Origin of the sequence: Pseudoxanthomonas sp. Soil82, from assembly GCF_040446535.1 — a bacterium.
GTDB lineage: Bacteria > Pseudomonadota > Gammaproteobacteria > Xanthomonadales > Xanthomonadaceae > Pseudoxanthomonas > Pseudoxanthomonas kaohsiungensis.
In genome coordinates this window covers 59,835-78,955 of sequence record NZ_JBEAAK010000004.1, presented here as the reverse complement: position 1 = coordinate 78,955, position 19,121 = coordinate 59,835, and the positions used below count along the sequence as shown (strand labels likewise).

General features: G+C 71.6%; 17 protein-coding genes and 1 pseudogene. 11 read left to right on the top strand and 7 right to left on the bottom strand.

All coding sequences use genetic code 11. From position 1 onward, the window contains the following. Positions 1-140 precede the first annotated feature (140 nt). Positions 141-1,607, bottom strand: coding sequence for a pyruvate kinase (gene pyk, locus ABKA19_RS11725; RefSeq protein WP_353689057.1), 1,467 nt, complete (start codon positions 1,605-1,607; stop codon positions 141-143). A 258-nt stretch (positions 1,608-1,865) separates the two neighbouring features. On the opposite strand from pyk, the gene ABKA19_RS11720 reads away from it, so the two are divergent. Further along, positions 1,866-2,843, top strand: a complete 978-nt coding sequence (locus ABKA19_RS11720) for a transaldolase (RefSeq protein WP_353689056.1) — start codon at positions 1,866-1,868, stop codon at positions 2,841-2,843. Between the two features lie 14 nt (positions 2,844-2,857). Beyond that, positions 2,858-3,502 (top strand): hypothetical protein, encoded by a 645-nt coding sequence (locus ABKA19_RS11715; protein WP_353689055.1) that lies wholly within the window; start codon positions 2,858-2,860, stop codon positions 3,500-3,502. Positions 3,503-3,610: 108 nt separating this feature from the next. On the opposite strand, the gene msrA is transcribed toward ABKA19_RS11715, so the two are convergent. Continuing rightward, complete coding sequence (gene msrA, locus ABKA19_RS11710; protein WP_353689376.1) at positions 3,611-4,249, bottom strand: peptide-methionine (S)-S-oxide reductase MsrA; 639 nt, start codon at positions 4,247-4,249, stop codon at positions 3,611-3,613. Positions 4,250-4,344: 95 nt separating this feature from the next. Continuing rightward, a pseudogene (locus tag ABKA19_RS11705) lies at positions 4,345-4,563 on the bottom strand (putative signal transducing protein); the annotation flags it as partial. 186 nt (positions 4,564-4,749) lie between these two features. Here ABKA19_RS11705 and ABKA19_RS11700 point away from each other — a divergent pair. From ABKA19_RS11700 to rlmM, 3 genes are read left to right on the top strand one after another with little or no spacing between them, the layout of a single operon-like run. Continuing rightward, a complete protein-coding gene (locus tag ABKA19_RS11700) occupies positions 4,750-6,510 on the top strand; it encodes a glutamine--tRNA ligase/YqeY domain fusion protein (RefSeq protein ID WP_353689053.1) in 1,761 nt (586 codons plus the stop codon). Between the two features lie 11 nt (positions 6,511-6,521). Further along, positions 6,522-7,082: a nucleoside deaminase gene (locus ABKA19_RS11695; protein WP_353689052.1), complete on the top strand. Its 561-nt coding sequence runs from the start codon at positions 6,522-6,524 to the stop codon at positions 7,080-7,082. A 17-nt stretch (positions 7,083-7,099) separates the two neighbouring features. Further along, positions 7,100-8,155: a 23S rRNA (cytidine(2498)-2'-O)-methyltransferase RlmM gene (rlmM, locus tag ABKA19_RS11690; protein WP_353689051.1), complete on the top strand. Its 1,056-nt coding sequence runs from the start codon at positions 7,100-7,102 to the stop codon at positions 8,153-8,155. Positions 8,156-8,305: 150 nt separating this feature from the next. Here rlmM and ABKA19_RS11685 read toward each other — a convergent pair whose 3' ends face one another. Continuing rightward, complete coding sequence (locus ABKA19_RS11685) at positions 8,306-9,022, bottom strand: hypothetical protein (protein WP_353689050.1); 717 nt, start codon at positions 9,020-9,022, stop codon at positions 8,306-8,308. 83 nt (positions 9,023-9,105) lie between these two features. Continuing rightward, positions 9,106-9,996 (bottom strand): SMP-30/gluconolactonase/LRE family protein, encoded by an 891-nt coding sequence (locus ABKA19_RS11680; protein WP_353689049.1) that lies wholly within the window; start codon positions 9,994-9,996, stop codon positions 9,106-9,108. A 205-nt stretch (positions 9,997-10,201) separates the two neighbouring features. On the opposite strand from ABKA19_RS11680, the gene ABKA19_RS11675 reads away from it, so the two are divergent. Then, positions 10,202-11,329: a Gfo/Idh/MocA family protein gene (locus ABKA19_RS11675; RefSeq protein WP_353689048.1), complete on the top strand. Its 1,128-nt coding sequence runs from the start codon at positions 10,202-10,204 to the stop codon at positions 11,327-11,329. 176 nt (positions 11,330-11,505) lie between these two features. Further along, positions 11,506-11,883, top strand: coding sequence for an EF-hand domain-containing protein (locus ABKA19_RS11670; RefSeq protein WP_353689047.1), 378 nt, complete (start codon positions 11,506-11,508; stop codon positions 11,881-11,883). A gap of 107 nt (positions 11,884-11,990) precedes the next feature. On the opposite strand, the gene ABKA19_RS11665 is transcribed toward ABKA19_RS11670, so the two are convergent. Then, positions 11,991-13,169 (bottom strand): UbiH/UbiF family hydroxylase, encoded by a 1,179-nt coding sequence (locus ABKA19_RS11665; protein ID WP_353689046.1) that lies wholly within the window; start codon positions 13,167-13,169, stop codon positions 11,991-11,993. A gap of 8 nt (positions 13,170-13,177) precedes the next feature. Continuing rightward, the gene (ubiH, locus tag ABKA19_RS11660) at positions 13,178-14,377 is read right to left on the bottom strand and encodes a 2-octaprenyl-6-methoxyphenyl hydroxylase (protein WP_353689045.1); all 1,200 of its coding nucleotides are present in this window, start codon (positions 14,375-14,377) and stop codon (positions 13,178-13,180) included. 103 nt (positions 14,378-14,480) lie between these two features. On the opposite strand from ubiH, the gene ABKA19_RS11655 reads away from it, so the two are divergent. From ABKA19_RS11655 to lptD, 4 genes are all read left to right on the top strand, one after another. Beyond that, on the top strand, positions 14,481-15,071 hold the full coding sequence (locus ABKA19_RS11655; protein WP_353689044.1) for a hypothetical protein: 591 nt from the start codon (positions 14,481-14,483) through the stop codon (positions 15,069-15,071). A gap of 42 nt (positions 15,072-15,113) precedes the next feature. Beyond that, the gene (locus tag ABKA19_RS11650) at positions 15,114-15,674 is read left to right on the top strand and encodes a cob(I)yrinic acid a,c-diamide adenosyltransferase (protein ID WP_162376660.1); all 561 of its coding nucleotides are present in this window, start codon (positions 15,114-15,116) and stop codon (positions 15,672-15,674) included. 107 nt (positions 15,675-15,781) lie between these two features. Further along, complete coding sequence (locus tag ABKA19_RS11645; protein WP_353689043.1) at positions 15,782-16,693, top strand: histone deacetylase family protein; 912 nt, start codon at positions 15,782-15,784, stop codon at positions 16,691-16,693. A gap of 123 nt (positions 16,694-16,816) precedes the next feature. After that, positions 16,817-19,120: an LPS assembly protein LptD gene (lptD, locus tag ABKA19_RS11640; RefSeq protein WP_353689042.1), complete on the top strand. Its 2,304-nt coding sequence runs from the start codon at positions 16,817-16,819 to the stop codon at positions 19,118-19,120. The last annotated feature ends 1 nt before the right edge of the window (position 19,121 follow it).

Below are 19,121 nucleotides of genomic sequence, written 5' to 3'. Positions count from 1 at the left end.
GTAATGCGGCGCCGCGGAGGGGGCCGCTGATTATAGCCGCGCGCTCGTGCACGGCCGGCTAGGCGGGTCGCCGCTGCGTGGCCCGCAAGCAGCCGCGGCGGCGCGGCGCGCGGCGGGGCCTGCGCCCCGCCGCCGGTCCCTCAGAGGTCGCCCAGGCCGCTGGCGCGGCCGTCTTCGCCCACTTCCAGCAGGCGCAGGGTGTTGGTCGCGCCGTGGGTTTCCATGTGCTCGCCGCTGGTGAAGACCACGCGGTCGCCGGCGGCCAGCAGGCCGGCTTCGACCAGCAGGCGGATGCTGCCGCGGGCGGCCTCGCGCGGGGTCAGGCCGCGGCTGTCGAAATTGATCGGGAACACGTCGCGCATCAGCGCCATCTGCCGGCGGGCGCCGTCGTGGCGGGTGATCGCGTAGATCGGCGCCGAGGCGCGGAAGCGCGACAGGTAGCGCGCGGTGCCGCCGGATTCGGTCATCGCCACGATCGCGCGCACGCCGATGTGCTGGGACAGGAACATGGTGCCCATGGCGATGGCCTGGTCGGCGCGCTCCAGGCCGCGGGCGGCCTTGCCGAAGTCGGTCTCGGTCTGGAACTGGCGTTCGGCGCCCAGGCAGATGCGGGCCATCGCCTCGACCGCCTTCACCGGGTAGGCGCCGGCGGCGGTCTCGGCCGACAGCATCACCGCGTCGGTGCCGTCGATCACCGCGTTGGCCACGTCCAGCACCTCGGCGCGGGTCGGGATCGGGTTGTCCACCATCGACTGCAGCATCTGGGTGGCGGTGATGACCACTTTGTTCTGCCGCAGCGACTCGCGGATGATCTTCTTCTGCAGTCCGGGCAGCTCGGCGTCGCCGATCTCCACGCCGAGGTCGCCGCGGGCGACCATCACCACGTCGGAAGCCTCGACGATCTCGACCAGGTTCTCGATCGCCTCGGTGCGCTCGACCTTGGACACGAGCGCGGCGTCGCAGCCGTGCGAACGGGCGATGGCGCGGGCGTCGTTCATGTCCTGCGCGTTGCGGCAGAACGAGACGGCGATGAAGTCCACGCCGATCTTGGCGACGATCCCGATCAGCTCCTTGTCGCGCTCGGTCAGCGCGCCGAGCGACAGGCCGCCGCCCTGCTTGTTCAGGCCCTTGCGGTCGGACAGCACGCCGTCGGTGAGGACGGTGTTGATGATCCGCTCGCCCTGCACCTCGGCCACCTGCAACTGCACCAGGCCGTCGTCCAGCAGCAGCACGTCGCCGGGCTTCACGTCGCCGGGCAGGCCGAGGTAGCTGACGCCCACCTGGGTCGCATCGCCGGCCGGCGCGGCCGGATCGGCGACCAGGTCGAAGCGGTCGCCGGCCTTGAGCGTGATCTTGCCTTCGGCGAAGCGCTCGATCCGGATCTTCGGGCCCGGCAGGTCGGCCAGGATGCCGACTTCGGCACCGACCCGTTGCGCGGCCGCGCGCACTTCGGCGGCGCGCTTGGCCTGGCCGGAGGGGTCGCCGTGCGAGAAATTGAGGCGGACGACGTTGACGCCGGCGCGGAACAGCGCCTCCAGCACGCCCGGCGCATCGGTGGCCGGTCCGAGGGTGGCGAGGATCTTGGTGCGGCGCAGATGGTCGGTCATGTGGGGATTCGGTGGCGTGGTCGGTGAGCGCGAAAAGGCAGCGAAACCTAACACATCGGCACCTCGCTTAGGCAGCGCTGTCATCGCGGCCGTGCAGCGCGGCGCCCGGCAACGATGACGCGCCCGGACATACGCGGGCGCAGGGTCGAGGAAGGTTGCATCGCCAACCGTGTCCTCGCCCGCGCTGCGTGCAGACGCCCGCGTGCGTGCAGGCTACGATGGACAGTCCTCCCTGTCCCCAAGCCATTGCACATCCCGATGACCGCCACCGATACCGTCTCCGCCCCGTCCCGCCTGCAGCAGCTGCGCGAACTGTCCGTGGTCGTCGCCGACACCGGCGACTACGACGCCATCGTCCGCCTGCGCCCGGTCGACTGCACCACCAATCCGACCCTGGTGAAGAAGGCGCTGGGCCTGCCGGTGTACGCGGAGCTGATCGAGCGCGAACTGGCCTGGGCACGCACGCAGGCGTCCACCGACAAGGGTGTCGTCGACGAGGTCGCCGACCGGCTGACCGTCGGCGTCGGCGCGATGCTGACCGGCCTGGTCCCGGGCCGCGTTTCCACCGAGGTCGACGCCGACCTGGCCCACGACACCGCCGCCACCGTGGCCAAGGCGCGCAAGTTCGTGGACATGTACGCGCAGCGCGGCATCGGCCGCGACAAGATCCTGATCAAGGTCGCCGCGACCTGGGAAGGCGTGGAGGCGGCGCGCCAGCTGCAGGCCGAGGGCATCGACTGCAACCTGACCCTGATCTTCAACCCGACCCAGGCCATCGCCTGCGCCGAGGCCGGCGCGTTCCTGATCTCCCCGTTCGTCGGCCGCATCCTCGACTGGTACAAGGCCCACGGCCAGGTGCCGGCGAGCATCGACGAGGATCCGGGCGTGGTGTTCGTGCGCGGGGTCTACACCGAGTTCAAGAAGCGCGGCGCCGCCACCGTGGTCATGGGCGCCTCGTTCCGCTCGGTCGAGCAGGTGCTCGCGCTGGCCGGCTGCGACCGTCTGACCATCTCGCCGGACCTGCTCGAGCAGCTCGACGCCTCCACCGGCACGGTCGAGCGCAAGCTCGTGGCGCCGGCGCGCGAGCAACGGGTGATCGCACCGGTCGACCAGGCCCGCTTCGACGCCGACCTGGCTGCCGACGCGATGGCCAGCGAGAAGCTGGCCGAGGGCATCGCCGCCTTCGCCAAGGACCTGGACGCGCTGCGTTCGGACATCGCCCAGCGCCTGGCCTGACGCCGGGGCGCCCGGTGACGCTCAACCGGGTGCTGCTGGCCTGCCTGCTGCTCGGCCTGGCCGGCTGGTGGTTCTCCGCCCGGCCGGGCCGCGGCGAGGCCCTGCCGGCGGCCGTGCATGCCGGCAGCAGTGGCTGCCCCCTGCCGCCGTCCATCACCCGCAGCGGTCCGCCGCTGCAGAGCGATGTCCCCGGCGGGCTGGCGCCGTTCCCGATGGCCGGGTCCAGGCTGGTGCCGCTGGCCGGCTTCAGCCTCGACGGCCGGGTGCTGTCCCGCAAGGACTACCGCAGCGGCCGCGAGGCGGACTGGTCGCCGACCGACCTGGCGCTGGGCTGGGACGGCATGGCCCGCGACGAGGTGCTCGATCGGCTGGACATCCGCCAGTCCGGCCGCTGGTACCACTACCGCTGGCGGGACGACCCGCCGTTGCCGCCGCGCGAGATCGCCAGCAGCAGCGCCAACATGCACATGATTCCGGCGTCCACCGAGGTCGCGCGGACCCTGGCGGGAATCCGCGCCGGCCAGCAGGTCCGCATCGACGGCTGGCTGGTCGAAGTCCAGGCGGACGACGGCTGGCGCTGGCGCAGCTCCACCAGCCGCACCGACACCGGCGGCGGCGCCTGCGAAGTGGTCTATGTCTGCGGCCTCTCGGCCTTGTAGGAGCCGATTCATCGGCGACCCGGGACGGCTCGGCCTGCCTGCAGCGCCTCGCGATCCGGCTCGCCCGGTCGCCCATGAGGATGGGCTCCTACAACAGGAGGACGCAGGTCAGATCGCGCAGGACACCCCGGTTCCACCGAGCCCGCAGTAGCCGTTCGGGTTCTTCGACAGGTACTGCTGGTGGTAATCCTCGGCGTAGTAGAACGCCGGCGCCGGGTAGGCGATCTCGGTGGTGATCGGCGGATAGCCCGAGGCCTCCAGCGAAGCCTGGTAGGCGTCGCGGCTGGCCAGCGCCGCCTCGTACTGGGCCTGCGTGCGGCAGTAGATCGCCGAGCGGTACTGGGTGCCCACGTCGTTGCCCTGGCGCATGCCCTGGGTGGGGTCGTGGCTTTCCCAGAAGGTCTTCAGGACCGTGGTGAAGTCCACCTGCGCCGGGTCGTAGACCACGCGCACCACCTCGGCATGCCCGGTCTGTCCGGAGCACACTTCCTCGTAGGTGGGGTTCGGGGTGCCGCCGCCGGCATAGCCGACCGCGGTGGTGTACAGGCCCGGCAGGTTCCAGAACTTGCGTTCGGCGCCCCAGAAGCAGCCCAGGCCGACATCCACCACCTCCATCCCGGCGAACTCCCCCTGCAAGGGCCGGCCGCTGACGTGATGGATGTTGTGCAGCGGCAACGGCTGGTCGCGGCCGGGCAGCAGGTCGGCGTCGCGAGGCAGGCGCTGTTTCCAGGCGCCAACGCCCAGCATCGATCCGAGGGTCATCGCGAGCTCCGTCAGGCCGGCAGGAAGCCGGGGTCGCCCATGGAGATGGGGTCGCCGTCGCCCTCGGGCAAGTCGTTCCCGGTCGAGTCCCCGCCCAGGCCGGCGGCTTGCAGTGCCGCGCTGGCGTCGGGCATCAGCGGATCCGGCACGCAGACCCGCAGCACCCCGAAGAGCGGCAGCTCGCCGGCCCCGCCGAGCAGGTTCTCGCCGAAGACGAAGGCCGGGATGCCCGCGTCTTCCAGCACGTGCCGGGCCAGGTGGGCGTCGATCAGGTTGTGGGCGCGATAGGCGACCTGCATGGCGGAAGCTCCTGGCCGGCGGACGCCGTCCGCCCATCCGGAACGAGCATACGCCTGACTTCGCGCCGCTGGCCAAGGCGGCGCGCAATCGCGCAACCCGTTCAGGCCGGCCGGTCGCGCGCTGCGTGGGCGCCTGCAGCGGGCGGCTCGGCTAGACTTGCAGTTTGCCTCCGCCGCCCCCGCCCCATGTCCGACGCCCCCGCTTCCGCAGACGCCCCCATCCCCACCGAGGCCCAGGCTCCGGAGAAACGCGATTTCATCCGCCAGATCGTCCGCGAGGACCTGGCCAGCGGCAGGCACGCGGCCATCCGCACCCGCTTCCCGCCCGAACCGAACGGCTACCTGCACATCGGCCATGCCAAGGCGATCTGCCTGGACTTCGGCGTGGCCGCCGAATTCGGCGGGCGCTGCAACCTGCGCTTCGACGACACCAACCCGGCCAAGGAAGACCCCGAGTTCGTCGCCGCGATCCAGGACGACGTGCGCTGGCTGGGCTTCGACTGGGCCAGCCTGCGCCATGCCTCGGACTACTTCGGCGTCTACTACCTGGCCGCGCAGAAGCTCATCCGCGATGGCAAGGCCTTCGTCTGCGACCTGTCGGCCGACGAGGTCCGCGCCTACCGCGGCTCGCTGACCGAGCCGGGGCGCAACTCGCCCTACCGCGACCGCAGCGTCGAGGAGAACCTGGGCCTGTTCGCGCGGATGCGCGCCGGCGAGTTCCCGGATGGCGCCCGCACCCTGCGCGCCAAGATCGACATGGCCAGCGGCAACATCAACCTGCGCGACCCGGCGCTGTACCGGATCAAGCATGTCGAGCACCAGAACACCGGCGCGGAGTGGCCGATCTACCCGATGTACGACTTCGCCCATGCCCTGGGCGACGCGATCGAGGGCATCACCCATTCGCTGTGCACGCTGGAGTTCGAGGACCACCGCCCGCTGTACGACTGGTGCGTGGACAACGTCGACCTGGCCGGCAACCCCGACCTGCTCGCGCCGCTGGAGCGGCACGGCCTGCCGAAGGAAGCGGGCAAGCCGCGGCAGATCGAGTTCTCGCGGCTGAACATCAACTACACCGTGATGAGCAAGCGCAAGCTGACCCAGCTGGTCGGCGAGGGCCTGGTCGACGGCTGGGACGACCCGCGCATGTACACCCTGCAGGGCCTGCGCCGGCGCGGCTACACCCCGGCCTCGCTGCGCCTGCTGGTGGACCGGGTCGGCATCAGCAAGCAGAACTCGGTGATCGACTTCTCGGTGCTGGAAGGCTGCCTGCGCGAAGACCTGGACGCGACCGCGCCGCGGCGCATGGCGGTGGTCGAGCCGCTCAGGCTGGTGCTGGCGAACCTGCCGGAGGGCCACGAGGAGTCGCTCACGTTCCCCAACCATCCCAAGGACGAAGCGCAGGGCGAGCGACAGGTGCCGTTCGCGCGCGAGCTGTGGATCGAGCGCGAGGATTTCGCCGAAGTCCCGCCCAAGGGCTGGAAGCGCCTGGTGCCGGGCGGCGAGGCGCGCCTGCGCGGCGCGGGCATCGTCCGCATCGACGAGGTGGTGAAAGACGACGCCGGCAACGTGACCGAACTGCGCGGCTGGCTGGATCCGGAATCGCGCCCGGGCATGGAGGGCGCCAACCGCAAGGTCAAGGGCACGATCCACTGGGTCAGCGCGAAGCATGCGGTGGCCGCCGAGATCCGCCTGTACGACCGCCTGTTCTCGGTGGAGAAGCCCGACGACGAATCCGACGGCAAGACCTACCGCGACCATCTCAACCCGGAATCGAAGAAGACCGTGCAGGGCTGGATCGAGCCGGCCGCCGCGCAGGCCGCGCCGGAGCAGTCGTTCCAGTTCGAGCGCACCGGTTACTTCGTCGCCGACCGCCGCGACCATGCCCCCGGCAAGCCGGTGTTCAACCGCAGCGTGACCCTGCGCGATACCTGGGCGGCGGGCTGAGTACGAACGCCATGCTGTACGCACAGGTCCACCTCACCCTGCCCGCCTGGATCCACGACGCGATCGAACCGGGCGCGACCTTCGCCTCCGACGAGGACAAGGTCGCGCTGGCGATCGAGCTGTCGCGGCGCAATGTCGAGGCGCGCAGCGGCGGGCCGTTCGGCGCGGTGGTGTTCGGCCCGGATGACCGGGTGGTCGCCGCCGGCGTGAACCGGGTGATGCCGCATACCACCTCGCTGGCGCACGCCGAGAACATGGCCTACATGCTGGCCCAGCAGCGCCTGCAGACCCCGCGCCTGAACGACGTGCTGTCGCCGGTCACGCTGGCCACCTCGTCCCAGCCCTGCTGCCAGTGCTACGGCGCCACGATCTGGGCCGGCATCGACCGGCTGCTGATCGGCGCGCGCGCCGAGGACGTGATGGAGCTGACCGAGTTCGACGAAGGCCCGCTGCCGGCGGACTGGATCGGCGAGCTGGAGCGCCGCGGCATCGCCGTGCAGCGCGACCTGCTGCGCAGCGACGCTCGCGCGGTGCTGCGCGCCTACGGCGAAGGCGGCGGCGAGCGCTACTGAGCGCCGCCAGCCCATCCATGCACGGACTGCTCGGCTACTGCCGCCAGGGCTTCGAACCGGAACTGGCCGCCGAACTGGGCGAGCGCGCCGCGCGGGCGGGCATCCCCGGATACGCCCGCGCCAGCCGCGACGACGGCTACGTGATTTTCGCCACGGGCGAGGAGGCCGGCGCGCAGGCACTGGCACGCGCCCTGCCGTTCCGCGAACTGGTCTTCGCCCGGCAGAAGCTGCGCCTGTTCGCCGAACTGCGCGGCATGGATCCCACCGACCGGCTCACGCCCTTGCTGGCGGCGATGCCCGGGGGCGCGCGCTTTGGCGACCTGTGGGTCGAGCATCCGGATTCGGATGCCGGCAAGCCACTGTCGGGGCTGGCGCGCAGCTTCGGCAATGCACTGCGCCCGGCGCTGCGCAAAGCCGGCGTGTTGGCAGCGAAGGAAGACGCGCGCCTGCCACGCCTGCATGTCTGCTTCCTGGCCGGCGACCACGCGCTGCTGGCGCTGGCCGACCCGCGCGACAGCGCGCCCTGGCCGCTGGGGATCCCACGCCTGAAGCTGCTGCCCGAGGCGCCGTCGCGCTCGGCGCTGAAGCTGGAAGAAGCGTTCCTCGCCCTGCTGACCGCCGACGAGCGAGAGCACCTGCTGCGCCCGGGCATGACTGCCGCCGACTTGGGCGCTGCGCCCGGTGGCTGGACCTGGGTACTCACCCGCCAGCACCTGCGGGTGACCTCGGTCGACAATGGACCGCTGCGCCAGCACGTACTCGACACCGGCCTGGTGGAGCACCTGCGCGCAGACGGCTTCCACTGGCATCCGGCCAAACCGCTGGACTGGATGGTGTGCGACATGGTCGAACAGCCGGCCAAGGTCGCCGCGCGCATGGCGAAGTGGTTCGCCGAAGGCTGGTGCCGGCATGCGGTGTTCAACCTGAAGCTGCCGATGAAGAAGCGCTGGCAGGAAACCCGGCTGTGCCTCGACCTGTTCGAAGAGCAGGCCGGAACGCCGCTCACGGTGCGTGCGAAGCAGCTCTACCACGACCGCGAGGAAATCACGGTCTTCGCCACCTTGGCGAAGTAAGGCGCACGCTGGCCGCACGAGGATCCGGGCTCGCCCACTCCCCTTCGGCACCTTTCGTAGATCGGGGCTTGCCCCGCTGCCTTTGCCGACGATCACAAGCAGCGGGGCGAGCCCCGCTCTACGAGGGCGCAGGCCCGGGCCAATGCCGCCCTACAGGAACGGGAAGGCCAGCTTCAGCAGGCTCTTCAGTCCACCCTCGGCCGTACTCGACACGGCCTTGGCGCCGAGGCTGTTGAGCGCATTGCGCGCATCCTCCCAGCGCAGCTTCGTCACGTCCTTCTCCAGCAGGTCGGCCAGTTCCTCCGATGCCGGGGCCAGCTTGCGCAACGCCTTCACCACCGCCTCGGTGTCCGGCTGCAGGAAGCCGCTGCGCTCGGCCAGCGCGACCAGCGTGTCGAAGCGCACCGCGAGCACTTCGCGGTTGCGCTCGTACACCGGCAACGCGCCGGCATCGAGGATCGCCTGCTCCAGTTGCAGGCGGTCGTCCGGGTGCTCCACGCGCACCGCGAGGAAGCCGTCCTTGCGGCTGCGCTCGCTCACGTGGCGGCTGCCGGCACGCAGGTTGGAGTCGGTGAGCACGTGGCCGAGGATGCGGCGCAGGGCCACGTCGGCCGGCTCGGCCACCAGCTGGCGCCAGCGTGCATAGCCGTCGCTGCGCAGCGCGCGCAGCTTGGCCGGGGTGATCCGCAGCAGCGAGGCGGCGGCATGGTTGCTGGCGTTGCGGTCGATCGCGCCGTCGCGTTCGAGCAGCACGTAGACCAGCAGCTCCAGGTCGCGCTTGCTCAGCGCGCCGAAGCCCTGCAGTTGGGTCTGGCGCAGGAATTCCGCGGCGAACGCCGCCGGGTCCTTGAGTTCGAGCTGCTGCATGGGTCGTGCCTCCTCCGGTGCGCCAGTATCGCCGGTGGCAGTCGCAGGGGCCGGGACTGGGTGCCGCCGCCTGCCCGGCGGTGTCAGCGCCCGTATTCCCGGCCAGGGCGGTCGCTGCGGAACACTTCGATCGCGCCCCGGTCCTGCAGGGTGACATAGACATCACGGCCGTCAGCGCCACCGAAGGCGACATTGGTCGGCTTGGCCCCGCGCAGCGGCACCTCGCGCAGCAGCCCGCCCTGCGGCGACACCACCGCGACCAACCCGGCGCCGTAGCGGGCGATGTACAGGTTGCCATCGACGTCACTGCGCATGCCATCCAGGCCATGGTCGGCGAAAGCGATGAGCAGGCGCTTGCTGGACAGGTCGCCCACGGCGTCGATGTCGTAGACCCAGACGTTGCGCTGCACGCTTTCGTTCACGTACAGGCGGCGGCCGTCCGGGCTGACCTCGATGCCGTTGGTCGTGCCCATGTCCGCCTCCAGGCGCCGCACCTGGCCGTCCGCGCCGATGCGCCAGAGCTGGCCGCTGTTGTTGGCCCAGTCGGGGTCGCTGGCATAGAGCGCTCCGTCTGGCGCCAGCGCGATGTCGTTGGGCTGGAACGCGCCGCCGAGATGGGCGAACACCTCCGCCTGGCGCGTGTCCATGTCGATGGCCAGCACGTTGTGGCCGGTGTAGTCGGCCACGTACATGGTGCCGTCGGCGCCGAAGCGGATACCGTTGCCGGTGCTTCCGTCGGGCAGGGTGGCGAACAGCGAGGCCTTGCCGCTGCCATCGGCCTGTCGATGGACCTGGCCGATGGTGCCGTCGCGGCCGTAGCTGACCGCGTAGAGGACGCCGCCGGGTCCGGTGGCCGGCCCCTCGATGCCGCGGGAGAACACGCCGTCGGCGACGAAATCGCGCGCCACGAACAGCGCCTCCACGCTGGCGCCGGGCGCCGGGTCGGCCGCGGCCTGCGGCGCGAACGCGGGCATGGTCAAGGCCAGGGCCAGGTATCGGAACGGGATCGGTCGGATGATGGCGGCGTCCTCGACGGCGATGCGCGCGCCAGTGTGCCAGAGAGCCGCCCGCTATTCGTCCGCGGCATGCCTCGCATGCCGTCGCCGGGGTGGCGGAGCCGGCGCCGCCGCCCTAAGGTGCGAGGGCATCGGCGCCAAGGGCGCGAACGGAGGCAAGCGCATGACCCTGGAGTTCACCCGCCGCCAGCTGCTGGCTGCGATGGCCGGCGCCGGCATCGGCGCCTCCCTTCCCCTGCGCGCGGAGTCTGCGATGGACAACAACGGCAAGCGCACCCGGCGCAAGGATTCGGTCGGCGTGGCCCTGGTCGGGCTCGGCGGCTACGCCACCCACCAGCTCGCGCCCGGGCTGCAGCTTGCCGAGCACTGCCACCTGGCCGGGATCGTGACCGGCTCGCCCCACAAGATCCCGGCCTGGCAGGAGAAGCACGGCATCCCCGACCGCAACGTCTACAGCTACGACGACTTCGATCGCATTGCCGACAATCCCGACATCCAGGCGGTCTACATCGTCACCCCCAACGACCTGCACATGACGCTGACCCTGCGCGCGGCCAACGCCGGCAAGCACGTGTGGTGCGAGAAGCCGATGGCGATGGACGCGGCCGAGGGCCAGAAGATGGTCGACGCCTGCCGCCGCAACAAGGTGCAGCTGACCATCGGCTATCGCCTCCAGCACGAACCCAACACCCGGCGGCTGATGGCGATGGCCCGCGAGCAGCCTTACGGCCGGATCCTCAAGATCCGCGCCGACGCCGGCTTCAATGCCTACGACGACGTCGATCCGGCCCACAAGCCCTGGCGGCTGCTGCCGCAGCACGGCGGCGGCGCGATGTATGACATGGGCGTGTACTCCCTCAACGCCGCGCGCTACACGAAGGGCCAGGAACCGGTGGCGGTGACCGCGCGGCAGGAGGTCCGGCGTCCGCAGCTGTTCGACGGCGTCGACGAGACCATGCATTTCACGCTGGAGTTCGCCGACGGCAGCGTCGCCGAATGCGCGACCAGCTTCGGCGAGGACATGAACACCCTGCGCGCCGACTGCGAGCGCGGCTGGTACGAGTTGTCGCCCTTCCAGACCTACGACGGACTGAAGGGACGCACCAGCGACGGCCAGACCTTCGCCGACGCGGTGCCGCACCAGCAGGCCAAGCAGATGGACGACGATGCGCTGGCGATCCTGCGCGGCACCGCACCGCTGGTGCCGGGCGAGGAAGGGGTGCGCGACATGCGCGTGGTCGATGCGATCTACGCCTCGGCGCGCGATGGCGGCCGGCGCATCGTCCTGTAGGAGCCCATCCTCATGGGCGACACGGGCGTCGGAGGAACGAGGGAGTCGCCTGTGCCGATGGCGTCGGGTCGCCCGCAGGGATGGGTTCCTGCATACGCGCAAGCGCCAGCGGTTCAACACCGCTTCACCCGGCCGCCCCTAGCGTTGCCGGCAATCCCGCGCTGTCCCGGACGCCCATGACCCGCACTGCCCTGTTGACCGCCGCCCTGCTCCTGGCCTCGCTGCAAGCGCAGGCCACGCGCGGAACGCCAGCGACGACGCTGCCGCTGCCGCCACCGGCCGCGACCCCGGCCGACGCACCGCTGCAGCGGCAGACCGGCATGACCGTGCTCGAAGGCTCCCATGGCGGACCGGTGATCATCCGCTCGGTCGAACCGGACAGCCTGGTCGGCGGCGACCGCCTGGACTTCACCGTGCTCGATGCCGATGGCGATGGCGCGGTCGACCGGCGTGAGGCCGCGTCGGACGCGAGCCTGCGCGCCGAGTTCGACCGCGTCGACGCCAATCGGGATGGCCGGCTGGATCGCGACGAACTGGCCGGTTGGATCCTGTAGGAGCCCGGCTTGCGGGCGACTCGGGCGTCGGAACCGCGCGGGTGCCGCCGGCGCCGACGGTGCCGCGTCGCGGGCGCCTTTCCACGGACGCCGGCCTCCCTCGTTTCCTACACCCCGGCGGCGTGCCGCCACAGCGCGCGCTGCAGCGGCGGCAGCCGCCCGGCCAGCCCCAGCAAGGGTCCGCGGGCCAGTACCGCGAGCGGATCGGCATTGGAGAACAGCCGGTTGATCCCCTCGAAAGCGTAGGCCGACACGGTGTTGTCGCTCTGCCGTCGCCGCGCCCAGCGCTGCAGCCGGTGCGGGGCGGCCCAGTCGGCGCGCCGCGCGCGGGCGGCGGCGATTTCGGCGGCCAACGCGGCCACGTCGCGCAGCCCCAGGTTCACGCCCTGCCCCGCCAGCGGATGCACCACGTGCGCCGCGTCGCCCAGTACCAGCACGCGCCCTTCCACCTGCTGGCGGACCAGCTGCCGGCGCAGCGGGAAGGCCACGCGCGCGGAGGCCGGCACCGCCTTGCCCAGGCGCGCGGCGCTGGCGTCGGTGAGTTCGACGGCGAAGCGCGCGTCGTCCAGCGCCAGCACGCGCTCGGCATCGGCTTCGGGCAGGGTCCATACGATCGAACTGCGCCCCTGCGCGAACGGCAGCAGCGCCAGTGGCCCGGTCGGCAGGAAGCGCTGCCAGGCGGTGTCTTCGTGCGGCGCCTCGGTCTCGATGAAGGCGACCACGCCACGCTGGTGGTAATCATGGGCGTCGATGTCCAGCCCGGCCAGGCGCCGCAGGTCCGACGCGGCGCCGTCGGCGGCGACCGCGATTCGCGCATCCAGGCGCGCACCGTCTTCCAGCCGCAGGCGCACGCCGGCCGCGTCCTGCTCCATCGCCTCGACCCTCGCCGGGCAATGCAGCTGCACGCCTGCAGCGGCCAGCGCCGACCACAGGCGGTCGACCAGCAGGTCGTTCTCGACGATCCAGCCCAGTTCCCCGCGCGCCATCGCCGCCGCGTCGAACGCCAGTTCGCCGCCGCCGGCCGCATCCCACACCCGCATGCGCCGATACGGCTGCACCCGCGCGGCGGCGACCTGCGGCCATACGCCCAGGCGGTCGAGCAGGCCGGCGTTGTCGGGCGCCAGCGCATACACCCGCAGGTCCGGCCGCTCGGCCAGCCAGCGCGCGACCGGCCGTGGTTCGACCAGGGCCACCTCCAGGCCGACCTGGGCCAGGGCCAGCGCGCAGGCCGCGCCGACCACGCCGCCACCGGCCACGGCCACGTCCAGGCGCGCGCGGCTTTTCACGTACCCCGTCACCGGCACAGCTCCGGCACGTCGCCGCGGAAGCCCATCGCCCCGCCGACCAGCCACGACTGCAGCCAGCCGGCGCGATCGGCGGCCAGCAGGCCGAGGCTGCGCAGCGGACGCAGCAACGGCGACGGATTGGCGGTCATGCGCGCCAGCCCGTCGGAGAAGGCCAGGGTGCGATCCCGGTCCTCGCGGCGGTGTTGCGCGTACTGCTGCAGCAGCGACGCCGCGCCCGGGTCGCCGGCATGCATGCGCAGGCCTTCGGCCAGGGTCAGCGCATCGCGCAGGCCCAGGTTGAAGCCCTGCGCGCCGACCGGATGGATCGTCTGCGCGGCATTGCCCAGCAGCACCGCGCGTGGCGCGACCAGCGCATCGGCGATGACCGAGGCGATCGGATAGGCGCTGCGCTCGCCGGCGCCGAGGAAACGCCCGGCGCGCCAGCCGAACGCCTGCTGGATCCGCGCCAGCCAACCGGCCTCGTCCAGCGCGGCCACGGCGGCAGCCTGTCCGCTCGGCACGCCATGGACCACGCCCCAGGCGCGATCGCCGCGCGGCAGCAACGCGGTCGGCCCGCTGTCGGTGAACCGCTCCCAGGCGGTGCCGTCGGGCGCGCGCTCGCCGCGCATCCGCGCCACGAACAGGGTCTGGCCGTAATCGTGGGTGCGGCTGGAAGTCCCCAGCGCCTCGCGCAGCGCGCTGCGCGTGCCATCGGCGGCGACCAGTAGCCGCGCCTGCAGCGCCAGCTCGCCATCGGCAGTGGCCAGGCGCACCCCGCGCGCGTGCCCGTCATCGCCGTCCAGGCCGACGAAACGCGCCGGCCGGTAACGGGTGAGCCGCGGCAGTTGCGCCAGGCGGCCTTCCAGTGCCTCGCCGAAATCGCGCGCCACCACCACCTGGCCGAAAGCCTCGCGGCCGTAGTCGGCGGCCTCCAGCCGCACGCTGCCGAAATCGCCGGCGCGGCTGACGTGGATGCGGCGGATCGGCCCGGTGGACGCGCGCAACTGGCCCATGACGCCCAGTGCGTCCAGTGCATTGACCGAGGCGGCCGCCAGGCTGAGGTTGCGCTGGTCGAACACCGCCGGCAGGTCACCGGGCGGGGTCGCCTCGACCAGGGCCACGTCCAGCGGCAGGCCGTCCAGGGCGATCGCCAGGCTGGCGCCGACCAGGCCGCCGCCGACGATGAGCACGTCGTGGGTTCGCTTCATCGGCACATGATACGCGGCCGTGCGTGGCCGCCCGGGGCCGCGGCACGGCGGCCGGCGCCGGGCTTCGGCTAGAATGCGGGCCTGACTCCGCTTCGCGTGCGCCATGAACGCCACTACTTCCCGCCTGTTCATCCTGTTCGTCCTGGCCCTGCTCATGGCCGCCTCGCGCGCGCATGTGTTCGACCATTTCTCGCCGCCGGACGCGAGCTGGGCGGTGTTCTTCATCGCCGGCTTCCACCTGCGCGGCTGGGGCCGCTGGGCCTTCCCGGCGCTGATGGCGCTGGCCGTGGGCGTGGACTGGTGGGTGATCACCGGCCAGGGCATCGACTTCTGGAACCACTACTGCGTCTCCGCCGCGTACTGGTTCCTGGTGCCGGCCTACGCCGCGATGTGGGCCGGCGGCGCCTGGCTGCGCCGCCGCTACGCCGGCGCCCGCTGGGACGCGCTGGGCCGCCTGGCCTTCGCCTTCGTGCTGTCGGTGCTGGCCTGCCACCTGCTGGCGCAGGGCAGCTTCTACTGGCTCAGCGACTCGGTCACCGACCCGACCCTGGCCGGCTGGTGGAAGAACTACACCGACTGGCTGGCGCCGTACCTGGTCACCGCCGGCACCTACGTCGCGATCGCCGCGGGCCTGCAGGTGGCCGCCGAACGCATCGCGCCCATGGTCGGCCGCGGCGGCCGCACCGCGCACTGACCGGGCACGCCCGCAGGCGCCGACCGGCACGCTTCGACCCACATGGGCAACCGCCTCTCGAAGATCTACACCCGCACCGGCGACGACGGCAGCACCGGGCTGGGCGACGGCAGCCGGACCGGCAAGGACTCGCTGCGGGTCGAGGCCTACGGCACCGTCGACGAGGCCAACTCGGCCATCGGCGTGGTCCTGGCCGCACCCGGCGTGCCGGCCGGCGTGCGCGACCTGCTGACCGCCGTGCAGCACCAGATGTTCGACCTGGGCGGCGAACTGTGCATCCCCGGGCACGCGGCGATCCAGGCTGCCGACATCGACGCCCTGGAACGCCATCTCGACCACCACAACGCGGACCTGCCGGCGCTGAAGGACTTCATCCTGCCGGCCGGTGGCGAGGCCGCCGCGCGCTGCCACCTCGCCCGCACCATCGTCCGCCGCGCCGAGCGCGCGACCGTGGCCCTGTCGCGGGTCGAACCCGTGCGCGGCGAAGCGGTGCGCTACCTCAACCGCCTCTCCGACCTGCTGTTCGTGCTGGCCCGGGTCCTGGCCCGCGCCGACGGCCAGGGCGAGGTCCTGTGGCGGCACGAGCGGCGCAACGCCGGCTAGGACCGTCCCGGCGCACACCCGGGACCGGGCCGGCCGCTTCCCTTGCCCGGGAAACGCCAGACAAAATGCGGATGGCAGCCGAACGCCGGCCGCGCTACGTTGGCCGCATGCTCGCCTGGACCCACGCCGCCTGCCTCGACCACGACCCCGGGACCGAACACCCGGAGCGCCCGGCACGCCTGCGCGCGGTACTGGACGCGCTGGACCGCGCCTACCCTGACCTGGACTGGCGGGAGGCGCCGATGGCGCGACGCGGCGACCTGCTGCGGGTCCATGGCGACACCCTGATCGACGAGGTCCTTGCGCCGGTCGCCAGCGGCCTGCAGCGGCTGGACCCGGACACCGCGCTCTCGCCCGGCTCGGCCCGCGCCGCCCTGCATGCCGCAGGCGCCGGCCTGGCCGCGGTCGACGCGGTGATGGCCGGCGAGGCGCAGACCGCCTTCTGCGCGGTCCGCCCGCCCGGGCACCACGCCACGCCCGACACCGCGATGGGCTTCTGCCTGTTCAACAACATCGCCGTCGCCGCCGCCCACGCCCGCGACCACCATGGGCTCGAGCGCATCGCGATCGTCGATTTCGACGTGCACCACGGCAACGGCACCCAGGCGATCTTCCAGGCCGAGCCGCGGATCGCCTACCTGAGCAGCCACCAGTCGGGGCTTTACCCGCACAGCGGCAGCGTCCACGAGCGCGGCGCCGGCAACCTGCACAACGCGCTGCTGCCACCGGGCAGCGGCGGGTTCCGCTTCCGCAACACCTGGCTCGACTCCCTGCTGCCGGCGCTGGATGCGTTCCGACCGCAGCTGGTGCTGGTGTCGGCCGGTTTCGACGCGCACCTGGCAGACCCGCTGGCCGACCTGATGCTCGACGCCGAGGACTTCGCCTGGATCACGTCCGAGCTGCGCACGATCGCCCGGCGCCATGCCAGCGGCCGGGTCGTCTCGATGCTGGAAGGCGGCTACCACCTCGACGCCCTGGCCGAGTCGGCGGTCGCCCATGTCGGCGCCTTGCGCGACTGACCGCGGCGGCGCCTACCGCCGCGCGGATGAACCCCGCCTGCGGCCGGCCAGCCGCTTTCATTGCCCGCATACACCCGCATCCGGCAAGCTACCGGCGATTTTCGCCCCGGATGGCCCCTGCCTGTGCGTCTACCCCTGCGCCTGCTCCCGCTGTCGCTGAGCATCGCCGCCTGCCTGCCGGGCACGGCGCTGGCTGCCAGCGACAAACCGCTGAACTGGGCGTTGTGCCCGGCCGGCGACATCATTCCGCCCTTCGAAGGCGCGCCCCCGGCGGCGCAACCCGGCGACCCGGCGCGCGACCAGCAGCCGACGGTGATCGAAGGCGACAAGCAGGAAGGCACCCGCACCACGCCCCAGTTCCAGGGCAACGTCGCCCTGGTCCGCGGCGACCAGTTCCTGGGCACCGACCGCATCGCGATGGACACCGAGGCCGGCACCTACGTGGCCGAGGGCAACGTCCGCTACCAGGACTCGGGCATCCGCATCGTCGCCGACCGCGCCGAGGGCAACCAGAACACCGACACCCACACCATCACCAACATCCGCTACCAGCTGGTGGACAGGCGCGGCAACGGCGGCGCCGATTCGATCGAACTGACCGGGCCGCTGGGACAGATGCACCACTCCACCTACAGCACCTGCGACCCCTCGCAGCGGATGTGGGAGCTGCGCGCGCAGCAGATCGACGTGGACAGCGACGAGGGATTCGGCGTGGCCCGCAACGCGGTGCTACGGATGGGCAAGTTCCCGGTGCTGTACGTGCCGTGGTTCAAGTTCCCGGTCGACGACCGCCGCCAGACCGGGCTGCTGTACCCGGCGGTGAGCATGTCCTCGCGCAACGGCTTCGATTACCGCCAGCCGATCTACCTGAACCTGGCGCCCAACTACGACATGACCCTGGAACCGCGCTGGATGAGCCAGCGCGGCCTGCTGCTGGACACCGAATTCCGCTACCTGTACGAGGGTGGCCGCGGCACGGTCAATGCGTCCTACATGCCCGACGACGACCTGCGCGACCGTGACCGCGGCCGCTTCCTGTTCAGCGGTTACCACAACCTTGGCCAGAACTGGCAGGCGCGTGCCAACGTCGGCTGGGTCAGCGACGAGCGCTACGTCGAGGATTTCGCCAACCGGCTCGCGGGGATCTCGGCCTCCTACCTGCAGAGCACCGCCGGCATTTACGGCCTGGGCCAGCACTGGAGCGCCGGGGCGATGGCGGAGCACTTCCAGCTGACCGACTACACGCTCACCGACGCCAACCTGCCATACAGCCGCCTGCCGCGGCTCTACTTCAACTGGGAACAGCCGCTGGGCCACTGGTTCGACGCCGGCGTGTGGGCGGAGACCGTGCGCTTCGAGCACAGCGAACGGCCCGGTGGCAGCCGCCTCGACGTGAAGCCCTATGTCTCGGCGCGGCTGGGCGGGCCGGCGTGGTACATCACCCCGACCCTGGCCTGGCGCTACACCGCTTACGACCTCGAGCCGGCCCTGGCGCAGCAGCTGGGCGGCGACACCTCGCCGACCCGCAGCCTGCCGATCACCACCTTCGACGCGGGCGTGTACTTCGACCGCGACACCCGCATCGGCGGCGCCGACTACCTGCACACGCTTGAACCGCGGCTTTTCTACCTCAATACCCCGTACCGCGAGCAGGACGGGCTGCCGCTGTTCGACACGCGACCGTTCACCTTCAGCTGGGGCCAGCTGTTCCGCGACAACCGCTACTCCGGCGCCGACCGCCAGACCGACGCCAACCAGCTGACCGTGGCCCTGAGCACGCGCCTGATCCGCCAGGCCGATGGCCGCGAGAAGCTGTCGGCCAGCCTCGGTCAGATCCGCTACTTCGAGGATTCCCGCGTCGTGGCCCCCGGCGAGCTGCCGGTGGAGGAAGGCAAGTCGGCCTGGGTGGCGGATGCCAACTACGCGATCAACGACCGCTGGAACCTGGGCGCCTCCTACCAGTGGGATCCCAAGTTCCGCCGCGAGGACCTGGCCAGCGTGCGCGCCCGCTACCTGTGGCCGGGCGACGGCGTGGTCAACATCGGCTACCGCTACCGCCGCGACCTGCTCGAACAGGCCGACTTCAACTTCCTGTACCCGATCAACCCGGTCTGGAGCGTGGTCGGCCGCTACTACTACTCGATGGACGACGACAAGCTGCTGGAGGCCGTCGGCGGGGTGCAGTGGGACAGCTGCTGCCTGGCGGTCCGGGCGCTGGCCCGGCGCTACGTGCGCAACCGCGAGGGCGAGCTGGACAATTCCATTCAGTTCGAATTCGTGCTCAAGGGCCTAGGGTCGGCGGGCCAGGACACGGAGCGGACTTTGCGCCGTGCTATTCTCGGCTACTACCGCGACGACCTGTACCTGGTCCCGCCCAGCAACACCACGCCCGATCCGGACGATTACGATCCGAACCTGATTCCGTGAG

Bases quoted from the DNA above. Each gene is read 5' to 3' on its own strand.
- ABKA19_RS11680 (WP_353689049.1), bottom strand. From the start codon at position 9,996: ATGCCCGCGTTCGCGCCGCAGGCCGCGGCCGACCCGGCGCCCGGCGCC.
- ABKA19_RS11655 (WP_353689044.1), top strand. From the start codon at position 14,481: ATGAACGCCACTACTTCCCGCCTGTTCATCCTGTTCGTCCTGGCCCTG.
- msrA (WP_353689376.1), bottom strand. From the start codon at position 4,249: ATGCTGGGCGTTGGCGCCTGGAAACAGCGCCTGCCTCGCGACGCCGAC.
- ubiH (WP_353689045.1), bottom strand. From the start codon at position 14,377: ATGAAGCGAACCCACGACGTGCTCATCGTCGGCGGCGGCCTGGTCGGC.
- rlmM (WP_353689051.1), top strand. From the start codon at position 7,100: ATGCACGGACTGCTCGGCTACTGCCGCCAGGGCTTCGAACCGGAACTG.
- pyk (WP_353689057.1), bottom strand. From the start codon at position 1,607: ATGACCGACCATCTGCGCCGCACCAAGATCCTCGCCACCCTCGGACCG.
- ABKA19_RS11675 (WP_353689048.1), top strand. From the start codon at position 10,202: ATGACCCTGGAGTTCACCCGCCGCCAGCTGCTGGCTGCGATGGCCGGC.
- ABKA19_RS11670 (WP_353689047.1), top strand. From the start codon at position 11,506: ATGACCCGCACTGCCCTGTTGACCGCCGCCCTGCTCCTGGCCTCGCTG.
- ABKA19_RS11720 (WP_353689056.1), top strand. From the start codon at position 1,866: ATGACCGCCACCGATACCGTCTCCGCCCCGTCCCGCCTGCAGCAGCTG.
- ABKA19_RS11685 (WP_353689050.1), bottom strand. From the start codon at position 9,022: ATGCAGCAGCTCGAACTCAAGGACCCGGCGGCGTTCGCCGCGGAATTC.
- ABKA19_RS11645 (WP_353689043.1), top strand. From the start codon at position 15,782: ATGCTCGCCTGGACCCACGCCGCCTGCCTCGACCACGACCCCGGGACC.
- ABKA19_RS11650 (WP_162376660.1), top strand. From the start codon at position 15,114: ATGGGCAACCGCCTCTCGAAGATCTACACCCGCACCGGCGACGACGGC.
- ABKA19_RS11700 (WP_353689053.1), top strand. From the start codon at position 4,750: ATGTCCGACGCCCCCGCTTCCGCAGACGCCCCCATCCCCACCGAGGCC.
- ABKA19_RS11695 (WP_353689052.1), top strand. From the start codon at position 6,522: ATGCTGTACGCACAGGTCCACCTCACCCTGCCCGCCTGGATCCACGAC.